12 protein-coding genes and 1 pseudogene are annotated in these 17,035 nt (G+C 72.3%); 4 read left to right on the top strand and 9 right to left on the bottom strand.

Going from position 1 to position 17,035, the window contains the following annotated elements; all coding sequences use genetic code 11:
* Positions 1 to 55 precede the first annotated feature (55 nt).
* Positions 56 to 2,689 carry a DEAD/DEAH box helicase gene (locus ACL02U_RS04510; protein WP_412789300.1) on the top strand — a complete coding sequence of 878 codons (2,634 nt, stop codon included), beginning with the start codon at positions 56 to 58 and terminating at the stop codon, positions 2,687 to 2,689.
* Between the two features lie 40 nt (positions 2,690 to 2,729).
* Here ACL02U_RS04510 and ACL02U_RS04505 read toward each other — a convergent pair.
* The 7 genes and pseudogenes from ACL02U_RS04505 to ssd all read right to left on the bottom strand — a co-directional run.
* Positions 2,730 to 3,206: pseudogene (locus ACL02U_RS04505) on the bottom strand (Rv3654c family TadE-like protein); the annotation flags it as partial.
* The gene (locus ACL02U_RS04500) at positions 3,203 to 3,577 is read right to left on the bottom strand and encodes a TadE family type IV pilus minor pilin (RefSeq protein WP_412789299.1); all 375 of its coding nucleotides are present in this window, start codon (positions 3,575 to 3,577) and stop codon (positions 3,203 to 3,205) included. The pseudogene ACL02U_RS04505 and the gene ACL02U_RS04500, both read right to left, overlap by 4 nt.
* Complete coding sequence (locus ACL02U_RS04495; RefSeq protein WP_412789392.1) at positions 3,564 to 3,809, bottom strand: DUF4244 domain-containing protein; 246 nt, start codon at positions 3,807 to 3,809, stop codon at positions 3,564 to 3,566. Before ACL02U_RS04495 ends, ACL02U_RS04500 begins: the two co-directional genes overlap by 14 nt.
* A 316-nt stretch (positions 3,810 to 4,125) precedes the next feature.
* Positions 4,126 to 4,908: a type II secretion system F family protein gene (locus ACL02U_RS04490; protein WP_412789298.1), complete on the bottom strand. Its 783-nt coding sequence runs from the start codon at positions 4,906 to 4,908 to the stop codon at positions 4,126 to 4,128.
* Positions 4,905 to 5,837 carry a type II secretion system F family protein gene (locus tag ACL02U_RS04485; protein WP_412789297.1) on the bottom strand — a complete coding sequence of 311 codons (933 nt, stop codon included), beginning with the start codon at positions 5,835 to 5,837 and terminating at the stop codon, positions 4,905 to 4,907. Before ACL02U_RS04485 ends, ACL02U_RS04490 begins: the two co-directional genes overlap by 4 nt.
* Positions 5,822 to 7,183, bottom strand: coding sequence for a TadA family conjugal transfer-associated ATPase (locus tag ACL02U_RS04480; RefSeq protein WP_412789296.1), 1,362 nt, complete (start codon positions 7,181 to 7,183; stop codon positions 5,822 to 5,824). Before ACL02U_RS04480 ends, ACL02U_RS04485 begins: the two co-directional genes overlap by 16 nt.
* Positions 7,180 to 8,283 (bottom strand): septum site-determining protein Ssd, encoded by a 1,104-nt coding sequence (gene ssd / locus ACL02U_RS04475; protein WP_412789295.1) that lies wholly within the window; start codon positions 8,281 to 8,283, stop codon positions 7,180 to 7,182. The genes ACL02U_RS04480 and ssd overlap by 4 nt, the downstream gene beginning before the upstream one ends.
* A 581-nt stretch (positions 8,284 to 8,864) precedes the next feature.
* Here ssd and ACL02U_RS04470 point away from each other — a divergent pair.
* A complete protein-coding gene (locus ACL02U_RS04470) occupies positions 8,865 to 9,698 on the top strand; it encodes an HAD family hydrolase (RefSeq protein ID WP_412789294.1) in 834 nt (277 codons plus the stop codon).
* A 600-nt stretch (positions 9,699 to 10,298) separates the two neighbouring features.
* Here the strand turns inward: ACL02U_RS04470 and ACL02U_RS04465 are convergent.
* Positions 10,299 to 11,123 (bottom strand): oxidoreductase, encoded by an 825-nt coding sequence (locus ACL02U_RS04465; RefSeq protein ID WP_412789293.1) that lies wholly within the window; start codon positions 11,121 to 11,123, stop codon positions 10,299 to 10,301.
* A gap of 100 nt (positions 11,124 to 11,223) precedes the next feature.
* Between ACL02U_RS04465 and ACL02U_RS04460 the strand changes: the two genes are divergently transcribed.
* Positions 11,224 to 12,204: an ATP-binding protein gene (locus tag ACL02U_RS04460; RefSeq protein ID WP_412789292.1), complete on the top strand. Its 981-nt coding sequence runs from the start codon at positions 11,224 to 11,226 to the stop codon at positions 12,202 to 12,204.
* Between the two features lie 48 nt (positions 12,205 to 12,252).
* Here ACL02U_RS04460 and ACL02U_RS04455 read toward each other — a convergent pair whose 3' ends face one another.
* Complete coding sequence (locus ACL02U_RS04455; RefSeq protein ID WP_412789291.1) at positions 12,253 to 13,533, bottom strand: hypothetical protein; 1,281 nt, start codon at positions 13,531 to 13,533, stop codon at positions 12,253 to 12,255.
* A gap of 331 nt (positions 13,534 to 13,864) precedes the next feature.
* On the opposite strand from ACL02U_RS04455, the gene ACL02U_RS04450 reads away from it, so the two are divergent.
* The gene (locus ACL02U_RS04450; protein WP_412789290.1) at positions 13,865 to 16,702 is read left to right on the top strand and encodes a SulP family inorganic anion transporter; all 2,838 of its coding nucleotides are present in this window, start codon (positions 13,865 to 13,867) and stop codon (positions 16,700 to 16,702) included.
* Positions 16,703 to 17,035: the final 333 nt, after the last annotated feature.

The raw sequence follows: 17,035 nt of genomic DNA, 5'->3' as shown, positions 1-17,035 counted from the left end.
CGGTCGTCCCTCGGGACACCTCGGCTTACGTCCCCGGGACGGTTCGCCAGCCGCGATGGCATTCAATCACTTACCGGCGGGCGTGCACGACGCCTTGGCCCCATTGTCCGTCACGCCAGTGACACACTCGGTCCCGATGGCCAAGAATCACCGACCCGATCGGGCCCTGGCGGGGCCCACCGCCGGCCTGTCTCCAGACATGGTTCTGGACCGGCTCGCCTCGGGCCCGAGCCGCGCCTCGCGCATCACTCATACGGAGCACTTGCCCCCGCGCGCGGGTCGGCATGCCGCCTGGCCCGACCGGATCCGCGCCGAAGTGGTGGCCGCCGTCCAGTCGGCGGGCATCGACCACCCCTGGGCCCACCAGGCCCGGGTGGCCGAGCACGCCCTGGACGGCGAGTCGGTGGTCGTCGCCACAGGTACGGCGTCCGGGAAGTCGCTGGCCTACCTGGTGCCGGTGCTGTCGACGCTGCTCGACGGGGCCGAGGCGCCCAACGGCCGCGGTACGACCGCGCTCTACCTGGCCCCCACCAAAGCCCTCGCGGCAGACCAGTACCGCTCCGTGAGGGATCTCTCGGGCCCCCTCGGCACAGCCGTACGTCCGGCGGTCCACGACGGCGACACCCCGTTCGAGGAACGCGAGTGGATCCGGCAGTACGCCAACTACGTGCTGACCAACCCGGACATGCTGCACCGCGGCATCCTCCCGTCCCACCCCCGATGGTCCTCGTTCCTCAAGGCGCTCAGATTCGTCGTGATCGACGAGTGCCACACCTACCGGGGTGTCTTCGGCTCGCACGTCGCCCAGGTGCTGCGCCGGCTGCGGCGCCTGTGCGCCCGCTACGGCTCCTCCCCGGTCTTCCTGCTGGCCTCCGCCACCGCGGCGGAACCGGCCGTGGCCGCCGGCCGCCTCACCGGCCTCCCCATCGTCGAGGTCGCCGACGACGCCTCTCCTCGCGGGGAGCTCGTCTTCGCCCTCTGGGAGCCGCCGCTCACCGAACTGCACGGCGAGAAGGGCGCCCCGGTACGCCGCACCGCCACCGCCGAGACAGCGGACCTGCTCACCGACCTCACCGTGCAGGGTGTCCGTACGGTCGCCTTCGTGCGCTCCCGGCGCGGTGCCGAGCTGATCTCCGTCATCGCCCAGGAACGGCTCGCCGAGGTCGACCGGTCCTTGTCCCGGCGTGTCGCCGCCTACCGGGGCGGATACCTGCCGGAGGAGCGCCGCGCGCTGGAACGCGCCCTGTACTCCGGCGAGCTGCTGGGCCTGGCCGCGACGACCGCACTGGAACTCGGCGTCGACGTCTCCGGCCTGGACGCCGTCCTGATCGCCGGCTACCCCGGCACCCGGGCGTCGCTGTGGCAGCAGGCCGGCCGCGCGGGCCGCTCCGGGCAGGGTGCACTGGCCGTCCTGATCGCCCGCGACGACCCGCTGGACACCTTCCTCGTCCACCATCCGGAGGCCCTGTTCGACCAACCGGTGGAGTCGACCGTCCTCGACCCGGACAACCCCTACGTGCTGGCCCCGCATCTGTGCGCGGCCGCCGCCGAGATCCCGCTGACCGACGAGGACATGGAGCTGTTCGGTCCGGCCTGCGGGGAACTGCTCCCCCAGCTGGAGTCGGCGAAGCTGCTGCGCCGCCGTACCCGGGCCTGGCACTGGACTCGCCGCGAAAGGGCCGCCGACCTGACCGACATCCGCGGCGAGGGCGGCCGGCCGGTGCAGATCGTCGAGGCCGGGACGGGCCGCCTGCTCGGCACGGTCGACGCGGGAGCGGCCCACACCGCGGTCCACGAGGGCGCCGTCCACCTTCACCAGGGCCGCACCTACCAGGTGCGGTCACTGGACCTGGAGGACGGTGTCGCCCTGGTCGAGGAGGCGTCCCCGCCGTACTCGACCGTCGCCCGCGACACCACCGCCGTCTCCGTCCTGGAGACCGACATCGACCTCCCCTGGGGACGGGGCCGGCTGTGCTACGGATCGGTGGAGGTCACCAACCAGGTGGTCTCCTACCTCCGGCGGCGCCTCACCGGCGAGGTCCTCGGCGAGACCAAGCTCGATCTCCCTCCCCGCACACTGCGCACCCGCGCGGTGTGGTGGACCGTCACCGAGGACCAACTCGACGACGCCGGGATCTCCCCGGAGATCCTCGGCGGTGCCCTGCACGCCGCCGAGCACGCGTCCATCGGCATGCTGCCGCTGTTCGCCACCTGCGACCGCTGGGACATCGGCGGGGTGTCCGTCCCCCTGCATCCCGACACTCTGCTGCCGACCGTCTTCGTCTACGACGGCCACCCGGGTGGCGCCGGGTTCGCCGAGCGTGCCTTCCACACCGCCCGGTCCTGGCTGACCGCCACCCGCGAAGCCATCGCCTCCTGCGAGTGCGAGGCCGGCTGCCCTTCCTGCATCCAGTCCCCCAAATGCGGCAACGGCAACGACCCACTGCACAAGCGGGGTGCCGTCCGGCTGCTCACGGTGCTGCTGCGTGACGCTCCGGAGCAGCGGGCGGAGGCAGAGAGCCCTCCGCCGCCCCCGGACGGAAGCCCGGTAGGGCCGGATCCGGGAAGGGAAGCGGCAGAGGCGAGGATCCGGGCATCGGAGCCGAGACCGGATCAGGCTGCGAGGGAGGAGGCCGCAGGACGCGGTCCTGAGCCACCTCGGTCCCGGCAGGCCCCGCCCGGGATCTGACCTCCACGGCGAACGGTCCCCCGCCCGACGCGACCGTCACATCCGAGGTCTCTCCGACGAGCGCGCACCGCACCAGACGGGCCCGCTGCGCCCGGGCCGCGCGCTCCGCCCGGGCGCAGGCCGCCGTTGCACCCAGTGCCCAGTGATCCGCAGCGGCGAGGGCTGCGAGGTCGGCACCGCCGGCCGCGCGGTGCCGCACCACGACGACCTGTCCCAGAGCCAGCAGCGTGGCGAACACCACGCCGAGAACGGCGATCACTCCCACGCTCCACACGGTGGCGGATCCGCGGTCCGTCGCCCCGGCGTGGCCCAGGCGCCCGGGCGCGGCTGCGCGGGCAGCTCTGCCTGCGGCTCTGCGTACGGGGTTGCACCGCAGCGGGGCGTCGGCCGTGCGCCCTCCCGGACCGGCAACCGGGTGAGCCACCGCAAGAAAGGGCGAGCGGGCGGTCGTCGGTGCAACGACAGAAACGCGTCGACGAGCGGCCCTGCGGCCTGTCCCGCACGCATCACCCTTCATGAGCCCGCCCCCGCCGCTCCTGTCGTCTCCTCCGCGAGCGCCACAGCCTGTTCACGGATCCTGAGGGACAGGCCGTGCAGCAGCGGCGGATCGGCCACGACCACGACACGGACCTGGTCCCCTTCCCGGGTGACGGTCACGCGGGCCCCGCGCGGGGCGACCTCCCGGGCCGACCGGAGGACCGCGTCGACCGGGTCCTGCCGGGCCGCGGCCCGCGCCCCCGTCCGCGCCGCGTCCACACACCGGATCTGCGCGGACACCGCGAGCAGTCCCCACATCAGCCCCATCGCGAACAGCACCAGTACGGGCAGCACCACAGCCGTCTCCGCGGTCACGAACCCGCCGTCGCCTCCCCGCTCACGTCCGCGCACTCAGCGCTCGATTCACCAGGGCCTGCAGTGCCTCACCGACCGGCCCGCTCGTCACCACCTTGTAGAGCACCGCGGCGAACGCCACCGCCGCCACCAGCCCCATCGCGTACTCGGAGGTCACCATGCCCGCGTCGTACCGCGCACCGCACCCACGGGCCCGCTGCGGCCAGGGCATCCGGCGGGCCAGCAGCCGCAACCCCGCCCGTACCCGCACGCGTACGGTCCGGTGCATCCCCGTCCCCGACGTCCGCCCCGTCCTCGTCCTCGTCCTCACCGAGTCCGCTGCTTCCGCCGTCGGCGCGAGCCGCACCCGCCCCTCTGCCGCCGGCGCCTCCGCCAACCGGTGCTCGGCCGTCCGCTCCTCCGCCACCTGCCACTCCGTCACTTCGCGCCTCCTGTCCGTCGTTCCTTCACCCCGCGGCCCCGTCACGGGCCGCTTCCCGCATCCGTGCACCGTGACCGGTCGCTCCGTCACGGCTCATCCGTGGCCCCCCTTCTCGCCACTGGTCCCGCCCGCCTGCCACAGCCCCGTCGGGCCCCTCACCCCGTCACCGGCCGCCCCCTCCCCACACCCCGGTCGCGAGTCCGAGCACCACGGGCAGGACGCCGAGCGCGATGAACGCCGGCAGGAAGCAGAGCCCCACCGGAGCGGTGATCGCGACGGCTGCCCGGCGTGCACGCTCGGTCGCCGCGCGGGTCCATCCGGCACGGGCGTCCGCGGCGATCCGTGCGACCGGTACCGCTGCCGGCAGACCGGTCGTCTCGGCCCTTTCCAGCAGTCGCGCGAGAGGACGCGCACCGGGCAGCGCGGCGAGCCTCCGCCACGCGCCGCGTGCCTCTCCGCCGAGCCGTACCTCGGCGGCGCCGCGCGCCAGCGCTCCGCCGACCGGACCGCCGAGCGCCTCGCCGACAGCCTGAGCGGCAACCACCGGTCCCGCGCCGGCGGCGATGCAGGCGGCCAGCAGATCGGCGGCCAGCGGGAGCTGTCGGGCGGCGGCATCGGCCTCGGCCGTGGATCGGCGGCCGGCCTGCCGCGGGGGCAACCGCACCAGGACCACGGCGCCCAGCACTCCGACGGCCATGCCGGCGACACCACCTACCAGCACCCAACCGGCGCCCACCGCGCCGAGCGGTGGCAACCATCGCCGCGCCTTGTCTCCGATTCGGAGGCGAGGGGTCTGGCAGGCCGTCTCCCGGGCCATCAACCCGGCGAGGCGCCGCTGCACCCTGCGCCTGGTGCGCACGGCGGCCAGCCGCCGTGCTCCCAGCCAGCCCAGTGCCGGCAGCATCCCCAGCACCGCCTCCCACCCGTGGACGCCGTCGCCGCTCATACCGCCTCCCCGGTGCTCACCCGGCCGCGGCCGCTCCGCCCGTTCATGCCACCCGGCTCCGCTCCTCGTACGATCGAGCGCGCCCACCACAGCCCTGCTCCCTCCAACAGGCCGCCGACCAGTGCGGAGCCGAGCCCCGCCGGGGTGTGCAGCAGGACGTGTAGGGGGTCGGCACCGAGTGCGGTACCGAGAAGCAGGCCCAGCACCGGCAGCCCGGCGAGCATCAGCGCTGTGGCGCGGGCGCCGGCCAACTGGGCGCGCAGGTCGACCCGCTGATCCCGTTCGGCGCGCAGCGCTGCTTCCAGCCGGTCGAGACCTGTCGCGAGACCGGCTCCCCGGTCCACGGCGACTCCCCAGCAGGCGGCGAGGCCGAGCAGTCCCTCGGCGCCGGGTTGCCGCGCTGCGGCCGCAAGTGCTCCGGGCACGTCCCCGCCGAAACGCACCGCCGCGAGCACGGCCGCCTGCGCGTCGCCCAGTCCGTCGGAGCACTGGGCTGCGTACGGCAGCGCTTCCCCGGGCTGGCGCCCCGCGCGCACCTCTCCCGCAAGCGAGGCGCACAGGGCGATCACCGCGTCCCCGCGGCGTTCCCTCGCACCTCGTGCCTCCGCAGCCCGGCGCTCCCGACGCAGCAGGGGCACCCCGGCCGCACCCACGACGGCGGGCAGCACCGAGGCTCCGAGCACGGCGAGCCCCAGCCCGACGACCGCCGACCACCACTCGGGGCGCCACCGCCGGCAGAGGCACCGCGCCTCGTCGGTCAGTCGCCTCCAGGACGGCGGCCCGGTGGTGACCGTTCCTCCGCCGGCGAGCAGCAGCCGCGCCCGCCGGGCGCCGAAGTGGCCGCCGCCGAGCAGCCAGGCAGCCGCTCCGAGGCAGGCCAGGGCCGCAACCCAGGGCGTCCACCCCGCTGCGTTCACCGTTCCCGGCATGTCGTCCTCACCTCGCCTCTCGGTGTGTTCACGTGCTGCGTCGGCTCGCTCCGCCGCGCGGCTGTCCGCCCGGCTTCCGGGCTGTCAGCGGGCCGGTCGGGTCCTCGTAGCCGCACCGGTTTCCCGGGACGTGGCGCACTCGGCGCCCCCGCACCGCCCTCGTGCCGCCCGGGGTCGCCGAACGGCTCGCCCAGGAGCCTCCGGAGTCGCTCCCAGCCGCGTTCACGGGTGAACTCGGCCTCTCCCCAGCGCAGCGCCGGAACGGTCCTGACCAGCCCGGACGAGTCCCGTTCCAGGACATGCACCTCGGCGATGCGACGCTGCCCGGTGCGCTCGCGCACCAGGTGCAGCACCACCGACAGGGCAGCCGCCACCTGGCTGTGCAGTGCGGCCCGATCGAGGCCGGCGGCGGTGCCGAGGGCTTCCAGCCGAGCAGGTACGTCCGCGGCGGCGTTGGCGTGGACCGTGCCGCAGCCGCCTTCGTGGCCGGTGTTGAGTGCCGCCAGCAGATGTACGACCTCCGGTCCTCGGACTTCGCCGACGACCAGCCGATCGGGCCTCATCCGCAGCGCCTGCCGGACCAGGTCCTCCAGCGTGACGAGTCCGGCGCCCTCCTGATTGGCGGGTCTGGTCTCCAGGCGGACGACGTGCGGATGGTCGGGGCGCAGTTCCGCCGAGTCCTCGGCGAGCACGATCCGTTCCCCCGGCCCGACCAGCCCCAGCAGGGCACTGAGGAGTGTCGTCTTTCCGCTGCCGGTCCCGCCGCTGATCAGGAAGGAGAGCCGGGCTGTGAGCAGCGCCCGCAGGATGCGGTCGCCGTCCGGCGGCACGGTGCCCGCCGTGACCAGCTCGCCGAGTGTGAATGCGCGGGGCCGGACCACGCGCAGCGAGAGACAGGTGCAGCCGACGGCGACCGGGGGCAGGACCGCGTGCAGCCGGGTTCCGTCGGGCAGTCTGGCGTCGGCCCAGGGCCGGGCGTCGTCGAGTCGGCGTCCGGCGACCGCCGCCAACCGCTGGGCGAGGCGCCTTACGGCCGCGGCGTCCGGGAAGGAGACCGTGGTCAGTTGGAGTCCGCCACCGCGGTCGACCCACACCCTGTCCGGTGCGGTGACCAGGACGTCGGTCACCGAGGGATCGGTGAGCAGGTGTTCCAGCGGGCCGCTGCCGACCAGTTCGGAGCGGAGGCGTCCGGCCGCGCCGAGGATCTCGGCGTCCCCGAGCACCCGGCCCTGTTCGCGCAGTGCCTGGGCCACACGCGCGGGTGTCGGTTCGGCTCCGCTCTCGGCGAGTCGGCGCCGGACCTTGTCGAGCAGTTCCGGCTCGAGTGCCTGTGCGGGGCTGCTCATGCCGGGCCCGCCTCGACCAGGGCCCGCTCCCAGAAGTCCTTGCAGAACCGGGCGAGCGGTCCGCGCGGTGCCGCCCCCGGTGGGGTCCTGCCGTCGCGGGGGCGCAGCAGCGCGGAATCCGCGGGCACCGCTCCGGCCAGCGGCAACCTCAGCAGCCGGGCCACTTCGCGGTCGTCGAGTCCTGGCGCGTACGGGCCGCGGACCGCCACCCGCAGATCGCGCAGCACCATGCAGACGGCGGAGGCGATACGCCCGGACGCCGCGACGGCGCGCAACTCGGCGGGTACCACCAGGAGCCCCAGGTCGAGCTGGGTGAGGACCTCGGCGACGCCGTCGTCGATGCGGCGCGGCAGATCGACGACGACCGTGCCGCCGCGGCGCCGGGCCGCGGCGAGCACCGCACGGACGGCCTGCGGCGGGACGGCGACGCAGTCGCCGCGGTCCCAGCTGAGCACACGCAGCGAGTGCAACTCGGGCAGCGACTCCTCCAGGGCGCCTCCGCCCACCCGTCCGCGGGAGGCCGCGAAAGCGGGCCAGCGCAGGCCTTCGGCGGTCTCGCCGCCGAGGAGTACGTCGAGTCCGCCGCCCAGCGGGTCCGCGTCCACGAGCAGGGTGCGCAGGCCTTCGCGGGCGGAGGTGACGGCCAGCGCGCAGGCGAGCGTGGAGGCACCGGCACCGCCGCGGCCGCCGACGACGCCGACGGTGAGTGCGGGGCGCCCGACCCCTTCGGCGACGTCGGCGATGCGGTCCACGAGCCACTGCTCGCCGTCCGGCAGCATCAGCACGTGGTCGGCCCCGATCTCGACGGCTCGCCTCCACACCCCTGGGTCGTCCTGGTCGCGGCCGACCAGCACCACTCCGCGCCGCTGCCCGGCCCCTCGGAGGCGCCGGGCGGCGTCGTCGCCGACCAGGACGAGCGGCGCGGCCTCCCAACTGCCCCGCCGTTCGGGCAGCCCGTGGTGAACCTCGGGTGTGGCCCCGGCCGCCGCGCAGAGGCGCAGGAGGTCGTCGAGCAGTTCGGCGTCCTCGGTGACGATGAGCGGCCGGCCCTGCCGTCCTGACGCGGCGGGCGGCGGGTCGTGCGTGACGGTTCCGGACACGGTAGGTTTCCCCCTTCGCTGCGAGTCGCGTGGTCCTCTTCGGCCCCGCGTTTCCCGAACATGTGAAGAACCGGGAACCGGTCCTCCTCGGAACGGCCGACGAAAACCGGCCATATGCGTCCGGCAATCGGAAGGCGGCCGTGAAGTCGCCGCTAGCGGGACGCGTTGGAATCACGGTGCAACGGCTGCGGAAAACATGTGGATCTTGGTCAAAAACTGTGGACGACTCAGCGGCTGTGAATATCGCCATCACCCATACCGGTGACTTGCGTACGAGCGGGCGTACGACTTCACCAGAGCACCCCAATAGCTACACAAAGTGACAAGGCATGCCCATGACAGCACGGATGATCGAATCACCGGTCGGGCACAGCCAAGACACAGGAAGCGGAGAAACCCACCCGGACATGCGACGACCCCCGCCGGGGGGGAGAGCGGGGGTCGTCTCCACGGCCGACTCGGGGGGGGAGGAGTCGGACCGGGTTAGCACGGTCGCGAACGATCCGTGACTTCCATGGTGTACCCGAGAGGCTTCTCAGGCAAACCCGCACGCCCCACCTTACGCCGAATGGGCTGCGCCTATGCTCGGGGTCGTGGAAAACCACTCGTTGCCCCGCACCGCGGCCTTCTTTGACCTGGACAAGACGGTCATTGCGAAGTCGAGCACGCTCACCTTCAGCAAGTCGTTCTACCAGGGCGGGCTGATCAGCCGCAGGGCCGTCCTGCGCACCGCCTACGCCCAGTTCGTCTTCCTGGCGGGCGGAGCCGACCACGACCAGATGGAGCGCATGCGCGCATACCTGTCCGCACTGTGCCGCGGCTGGAACGTGGAGCAGGTGAAGGAGATCGTCGCCGAAACCCTGCACGACCTGATCGACCCGATCATCTACGACGAGGCCGCCTCCCTCATCGAGGAACACCACACCGCCGGCCGGGACGTGGTGATCGTGTCCACCTCGGGTGCCGAAGTGGTCGAGCCGATCGGCGAACTCCTCGGCGCCGACCGGGTCGTGGCCACCCGCATGGTTGTGGGCGACGACGGCTGCTTCACCGGCGAGGTGGAGTACTACGCCTACGGCCCCACCAAGGCCGAAGCCGTCAAGGAACTGGCCGCCTCCGAGGGCTATGACCTCGCCCGGTGCTACGCCTACAGCGACTCCGTGACCGACGTGCCGATGCTGGAGTCGGTCGGCCACCCGCACGCCGTCAACCCCGACCGCGCGCTGCGCCGCGAGGCGGTCGCCCGGAACTGGCCGATCCTCGACTTCCACCGCCCGGTCCGCCTCAAGCGGCGAATCCGCTCCCTGTCCGTACCGCCGCGCCCGGCCCTGGTCGCGGCGGCCGCCATAGGGGCCGCGGCAGCCACGGCCGGCCTGGTCTGGTACGCCAGCCGGCGCCGCACGGCGGCGGCCTGACCCGTCGCGCAGCGACCGCCGCGGCAGGGCGCCGAAAGCCCGATTCACAGCCCTTTACTCCCAAAAGTAAAGAAACACAGGCGAGGCTTCCGCTCACCGGTGCACCGGAGTAGAAAGGAAGCAACGGCCCGCGAGACCGAAGGACATCCGAAAGGATCACCTTGATCACGCATTTCGGCCCCACGGACCGCGCATGGACATCGGGCACCCACGCGACGTCGACCCGTCGATTACGGGCCAGCCGCACCAGGTACGGGCGAAGCTCCCGACCTGATGGGCAACATATCGAGGACGCCTGGTAACCCGGTGCGCATGCCAGCGGCGGTACGAGGACTCGTACCGCCGCACCACTCTGCCCGCGTCACACGGACGCGCCCCTCGGCGCCGCCCCCTACCTCCTCAACGCAGCCGGCTCGGCACGGTGCGCCGGAACCCGCAGCCAGGGGGCACCTCACCCCAACCCGGCCGTGGACCACGCCTGCCGCACTGCGGAGGCCCCCCTCAGACCCCTCGGCCGCCGCACAGAGCGCGGGGCATTCGTTCCCGCGCGCCGCGCGGCCGTTCGCGGCGCACGGCAGTTCGCTCGCGCCGCGCCGCCGGTCAGGCCGCCCCTCGCTGCAGAGCCTCGCAGACCGCGGTCGACTCCCGAGCGCCCAGCTCGACCGCACGACCGCAGTGCGCGATCCAGGCCGCCACTCCGTCGGGAGTGCCGGACACGTAGCCCTCGAGGGCGGCGAGGTAGGCGGCACGGCCCAGTTCGGCGTGGCCGACCTCGGCCGGGCAGACCGATTTCGGGTCGAGCCCGCTGCCGACCAGGACGACGCGCTCGGCCGTGCGGGCGACGAGGCCGTTGTGCGAGGTGAAGGGTCGCAGGGCGAGCAGCTCGCCGTGGACGACCGCGGCGGCGACCAGGGCGGGGGCCGAACTGCCCGCGATGATCAGCTCGGACAGTCCCTCCAGCCGGCCGGAGACCTCGGCGGCCGGCGGCAGCGGCAGTTCGACCAGCGGCTCGTCGACGCGCTCGCCGTCCTGGCGCGGGCGCCCGACCTCGTCGCCCGGGATCGCCGCCGCGACCAGGTGCAGCCGGGCCAGCACCCGCAACGGCGACTGCCGCCAGACGGAGAGCAGCTGCCCCGCCTCCGCGGTCAGCCGAAGCGCGGCACCCACCACCCGAGCGTCTTCGTCACCCCCGAAGTCGGTACGCCGGCGCACCTCCTCCAGCGCCCAGTCGGCGCCGGACAGCGCCGCCGAGCCGCGCGCACCGCGCAGCGCCGCCTCGGAGGTGATCTCGTTGCTGCGGCGCCGCATGATCCGGTGGCCGTAGACCCGGTCCACGGCCCTGCGCACGGACTCCACGGAATCGGCCACGCCGGGCAACGAGCCCAGGGCCGCGAGCGGATCGGCGGTCCCGCCTGTCGTACTCATGGGTACGACCCTACGCACCCGGGGGCGGCACTCCACGAAGGAGTGGTCTTCTTCACGCATTCGCACACACAGAGCTATTACTTCACTACTCTTGGTGAACATGAAAATTGCTTTCGTCGGGAAGGGCGGCAGCGGCAAGACCACCCTGTCCTCCCTGTTCATCCGTCACCTCGCGATGTCCGGAGCGCCCGTCGTCGCCGTCGACGCCGACATCAACCAGCATCTGGCGGCAGCTCTCGGCCTGGACGAGGCGGAGGCCGCGGAACTGCCGGCCATGGGTGAGCGGCTGCCGCTGATCAAGGACTACCTGCGCGGCTCCAACCCGCGCATCGTCTCCGCCGAGACCATGATCAAGACAACACCGCCCGGCGAAGGCTCACGGCTGCTGCGGGTGCGGGAGAACAACCCCGTCTACGACGCCTGCGCCCGTCCGGTGGAACTCGACGGCGGCGCGGCGCGTTTGATGGTCACCGGGCCGTTCACCGACGCCGACCTCGGGGTCGCCTGCTACCACTCCAAGACCGGTGCGGTGGAGCTGTGCCTGAACCACCTGGTGGACGGCCGCGACGAGTACGTCGTGGTCGACATGACCGCGGGTTCGGACTCCTTCGCGTCCGGCATGTTCACCCGTTTCGACGTCACGTTCCTCGTCGCCGAACCGACCAGGAAGGGGGTGTCCGTCTACCGCCAGTACAGGGAGTACGCACGCGACTTCGGCGTCGCCCTGAACGTCGTCGGCAACAAGGTGCAGGGCCAGGACGACCTCGACTTCCTCCGCACCGAGGTCGGGGACGACCTACTGGTGGCGTTCGGGCACTCGGACTGGGTGCGGGCCATGGAGAAGGGGCGTCCTCCCCGGTTCGACCTCCTGGAGGAGACCAACCGGGAAGCCCTGGACCGGCTGCAGAAGGCGGTCGACACGGCGTACGAGCGGCGCGACTGGGAGCGCTACACCCGCCAGATGGTTCACTTCCACCTGAAGAACGCCCGAGCCTGGGGCAACGAGCGGACCGGGGCCGACCTGGCCGCGCAGGTCGACCCCGGCTATGTACTGGGCGAGAGCGTCACCGTCCCGGCGTGACTCCGCCACGACAGGCTGCCGCGTGACGCCGCCTTCCGGTGGCGCCGCCTACCTGCCGGCCGCCGGCGCCCCGGGCACCCCCTTCGGGGCCGGGGCGGGGCGGGCGGAGAGGAAGGAAGCCCAGCCCTGCTCGGGCGCCTGGCCGACGTTCAGCGTGCGCAGCTTGGCGAGTACCGCCGGGTCCTGCGCGTCCAGCCAGTCGGCGAGCTGCCGGAAGGAGACACAGCGCACGTCGGGCTTGTTGCACACGGTCTTGACGACGCTTTCGACGGCACGCATATAGGTGCCGCCGTTCCACGACTCGAAGTGGTTGCCCATGATCAGCGGCGCCCGGTTGCCGTCGTAGGCCCGGTGGAAGCCCTTCAGCAGGCCGTTCCGCATCTGGTTGCCCCAGAAGTCGTACATGGCAGGGTCGCCCTGGGTCTTCTTGCCGGACTGGTTCACCATGAAGTTGTAGTCCATGGTGAGTTGCTCGAAGGAATGCCCGGGGAAGGGGACGAGCTGCATGGACAGGTCCCACAGGCCGTGCTTCTTGCCCGGCCAGACCTGCTGGTTCACACCACTGCTGTCATAGCGGAAACCGAGCTGCTGGGCCGCCTTCATGAAGTTCTCCTGACCCTCCAGGCAGGGGGTCCGGCCGCCGATGAGCTCCTTGTCGTAGTCGAACGGCAGCGGCGCCGCCTTACGGGTCCCGGCGTTCGTCTTCCAGGTCTTCACGAACTGCTTGGCCTGGGCGATCTCGTCCTTCCACTCCGCCACGGACCACTGCCCCACTCCTCCGTTCTTGCCGCAGAAGTGCCCGTTGAAATGGGTGCCGATCTCGTTGCCCTCCTGCCAGGCCAGCCTCATCTGCTTGACGGTGTCGGCAATGCCCTGCAGGTCGTTGAAACCGATGTCGGAGCGGCCCGGCGAGTGCTGCGGGGGGTGGTAGAGGTCCCGCTTGTCCGACGGCAACATGTACACGCCGCTGAGGAAGTACGTCATCGTGGCGTGGTTCTCCTTGGAGACCTTGCGGAAGTGGGAGAACAGCTTCTGGCTGTCCTCGCCGGCGCCGTCCCAGGAGAACACGACGAACTGCGGCGGTTTCTGACCGGGCTTGAGCCGCTCCGGCTGGAGCAGGTGCGGCTGGGCGCCGGTGTAGGCGGTCGATCCGTCACCGATCAGCCGTACGGCGCTCTTGGGTGCGGGGGCCCGTCTCCCCTCCTGCGGCCCCTGTGCGCCTCCGTCGGAAGCACGCGAACCGCCGGTTCCCGTCGCACAGCCGGCCAGCGACGCGGCAACGGCCGCGGCCAGCACGGCACCAGCGGTGATCCTTGCGGTGGCGGCCATGTTCCGCCCACCTTCTTCCTTCTCTCGAGGTCAACGCGAAGACGGCGCCTGTCGGTGACATGCCGAGCCGACAGCGGCCGCCAACGTCGCACGGACCGGAGAAGGAATTAGTACGACAAGCCGATCAAATACTCGCTTCACGCAAGAGAGTGATCTACTGACCCATTCGCACGGAAAACCAAGACACGCCCTTTACTCTGCATTACGATCTGTTTACCGATTGTTGATTCATCCCGCCGCTGTACGCCGTGACTCACGGCCGCGATCCGCCCCCGCCATCGACGGGGGTCCCCCCTACCGCGACCGCGCCGCCCCGGAGGAGACGGGAACCATGTCAGCCTGCGTCCCCACCCGAAAGTCCCACCCGCCCAAGGCGCATCGCGCCCATCCACCGCACAGCCCGCCACCAAGGCGGCGCCCCCTCCGTGTCGCGGGGGCCGACGTGTCCGCCTCGATCACCGTCTTCCTGATCGCACTGCCACTGTCACTGGGTATCGCCCTCGCCACCGGCGCACCCCTGCAGGCCGGCCTTGTCGCCGCCGCCGTCGGCGGACTCGTCGCCGGCCGGCTCGGCGGCTGCCCGCTGCAGGTCAGCGGGCCCGCAGCGGGTCTGACCGTGGTCACCGCCGATCTCATCCACCGCTACGGCTGGCGCACCACCTGCGCCATCACCGCGCTGGCCGGGCTCGCCCAGCTCGGCCTCGGTTGCCTGCGCGTGGCCCGCACCGCCCTCGCCGTCAGCCCGGCCGTGGTGCACGGCATGCTCGCGGGCATCGGTGTCACCATCGCCGTCGCCCAGGTACACGTCGTACTGGGCGGCAGCCCGCAGAGTTCGGTCCTGGCCAATCTACGTGCGCTGCCCGCGCAGTTGGCCCATCTGCACCCCGGCGCACTGGCCGTCAGCAGCCTGACGCTGGCCCTGCTGGTTCTCTGGCCGAGACTGCCCGGGCGAGCCGGGCGGGTGCTCCGCAGGGTGCCCACCCCGCTCGTCGCCGTCGCAGCCGCCACGGCGACCGCGGCGCTGACCGGCCTGACCCTCCCCATGGTCGATCTGCCCTCCTGGAGCAGTCACGCTCTCGCCGGGCTCCCCGAAGGGCCGGCGCTCGGCCTGGTCGCCGCCGTACTGACCACCACTCTGGTGTGCAGCGTGCAGTCGCTGCTCGGAGCGATCGCCGTGGACAAGCTGGTCGCCGCCCGGCCCGGCCCGGCCGCCCGAGTACCCCGCACCCACCTGGACCGCGAACTGCTGGGTCAGGGCGCCGCCAACGTGGTCTCGGGGGCACTCGGCGGGCTGCCGGTCGCGGGCGTGGCCGTACGGAGCACGGCAAACGTGAACGCGGGTGCCGTCAGCCGGAACTCCACGATGCTGCACGGCGTTCTCGTAGTGGTGGCCGCGCTGTTGATGGTCCCGATCCTGGAGTTCATCCCGCTCGCCTCGCTTGCCGCCCTGGTCATGGCCGTCGGTATCCGGATGGTGTCCCTCCACCACATCCGGACGGTGACCCGCCACCGCGAAGTACCGGTGTACGCCGTCACCACACTCGGCGTGGTGTTCCTGGGCGTCCTCCAGGGCGTGGCGCTGGGGGTGGCCGCCGCCGTCGCCGTGGCACTGCACCGCCTCACCCGCACCCGCATCACGCACGACCAGCAGGAAGGAGTCCACCACATCCATGTCAGAGGCCAGCTGACGTTCCTGGCGGTGCCGAGGCTCAGCCGTACGCTGCATCTTGTACCCCAAGGGACCCCCGCCGTGGTCAAGCTGCACGGATCCTTCATGGACCACGCGGCCTACGAGGCACTGCTGGACTGGCAGCGGACACACACCGCGCAAGGCGGCTCCGTGGAACTGACGGGCCGTCGTACCGGAGTCCGGATCGCCGAGCCGGGCAGCGCCGCCGAAGGTCATCACGCGGACGTCCCGGTGGAGAGCGAGGGCCTCACCGACCGCGCTTCCAGGGGCGCCGCGTCCAGCGCCGCCCACGACGCCGATTGCCACTGCCGCCCCTGGACCGCGTGGCGCAACCACCAGTGCGCGGTCACTCCCGCGACGACCGCAGCGCAAGGCCCCTCCGGGCACCCGGCGCCCCGGCCCCTCGGCCGTGCCTCCGGCAGGCCGGTCGGCCCATCGGCCGAAGGACCGCCTGATCGCGCGGCGGGCCACCCGAGTCAGGAAGTACGCGACACACAGGAGGTACTCGACGAGCAGACCGGTCAAGCATCGGACGAGTCCGCCACCCGCCCCTCGGACAGACCCGTCGAACGAGTCTCGGACCAGGCCGCCCCCCATCCCCCCATTCGAGCCACCGTCCGCCCGGCCGGCCACACGGCCGTACGCCCGCGGGCATCCACCGCCCACCCCACGCCGCACCCCACCAACCACCCCCCTGTGAGACCGGCCAACCGAACCGCAACCCGTCGGTACGATCACCCGACCGGGCACCCGACCGGGCAGCCGTCCCCCGTGCCGGCCGGCACGGCCGGCGCATCTCCCCGAAAGCCCGGCGGTCGGCAGTTGGCCCGTGGCATCAGCGCCTTCCAGCGCAACACCGCACCATGGGTGCGGGGCGAACTGGAGCGGCTGGCCAGAGAGGGGCAGCAGCCCACGCAGCTCTTCCTCACCTGCGCCGACTCACGCGTGGTCACCTCGATGATCACCTCCAGCGGTCCGGGTGACCTGTTCGTGGTGCGCAACGTGGGCAACCTCGTGCCGCCGCCCGGCCGTGAGCGCGGAGACGACTCGGTGGCGGCCGCGATCGAGTACGCCGTGGAGGTGCTGGGGGTCCGGTCCATCACCGTGTGCGGACACTCCGGGTGCGGGGCCATGCAGGCGCTCCTCGGTTCGGCGCCTGCGGACGGGCAAACGCCGCTCGGCCGGTGGTTGCGGCACGGGCAGCCGAGCCTGGAGCGGTTGGCCGATGCGAGCGGCCCGCCGGCCGGTCTGGCCGAGCGCGGGACGGCCGACAGGGTCGAGCAGCTCTGCCTGAGCAACGTGGTCCAGCAGTTGGAGCACCTGCGCGCCCACCCGTCGGTGGCGCGCGCGCTGCGGAGCGGAGCGCTGGAGCTGCACGGGATGTACTTCCATGTCGGCGAAGCCCAGGCCTACCTGCTCACCGAGGAGGAGGGACGAGAGGTGTTCGGCCACGTGTGCGAGGCGGATCTGACGGCCTGAGGATCTCGGGATCGGGAATCCGTCCTGGGAGGCAGCCGTGGCCGCCTCCCAGGACGGCTGGGCCGTGAAGCGCCTGACCTCGGATGCAGCGGAATGCAGCGGACGAACTCCGCCGCACCACAACACATGGGTGCGGACGTCCCGGGCTTCCCCGGGCGGGCCGGTCCGCGGGCGGCCGCGGACACGACAGGCGACACCAACAGGTCTAAACCAATTTCCCGTCGGCTCTTGTCACCGGCCCCTCAGGTCTGATGAGCTGTGGTCTGGGACACAACGGACACCCCGGGAAAGGGAGATGTCGTGAGTAACGAGAGCCTGGCCAACCTCCTGAAG

It is taken from the genome of Streptomyces sp. MS06 (genome assembly GCF_047200655.1).
Taxonomy (GTDB): Bacteria; Actinomycetota; Actinomycetes; order Streptomycetales; family Streptomycetaceae; genus Streptomyces.
Note: the sequence above shows the minus strand (reverse complement) of the source record. Positions and strands in the feature narration are given on the sequence as shown.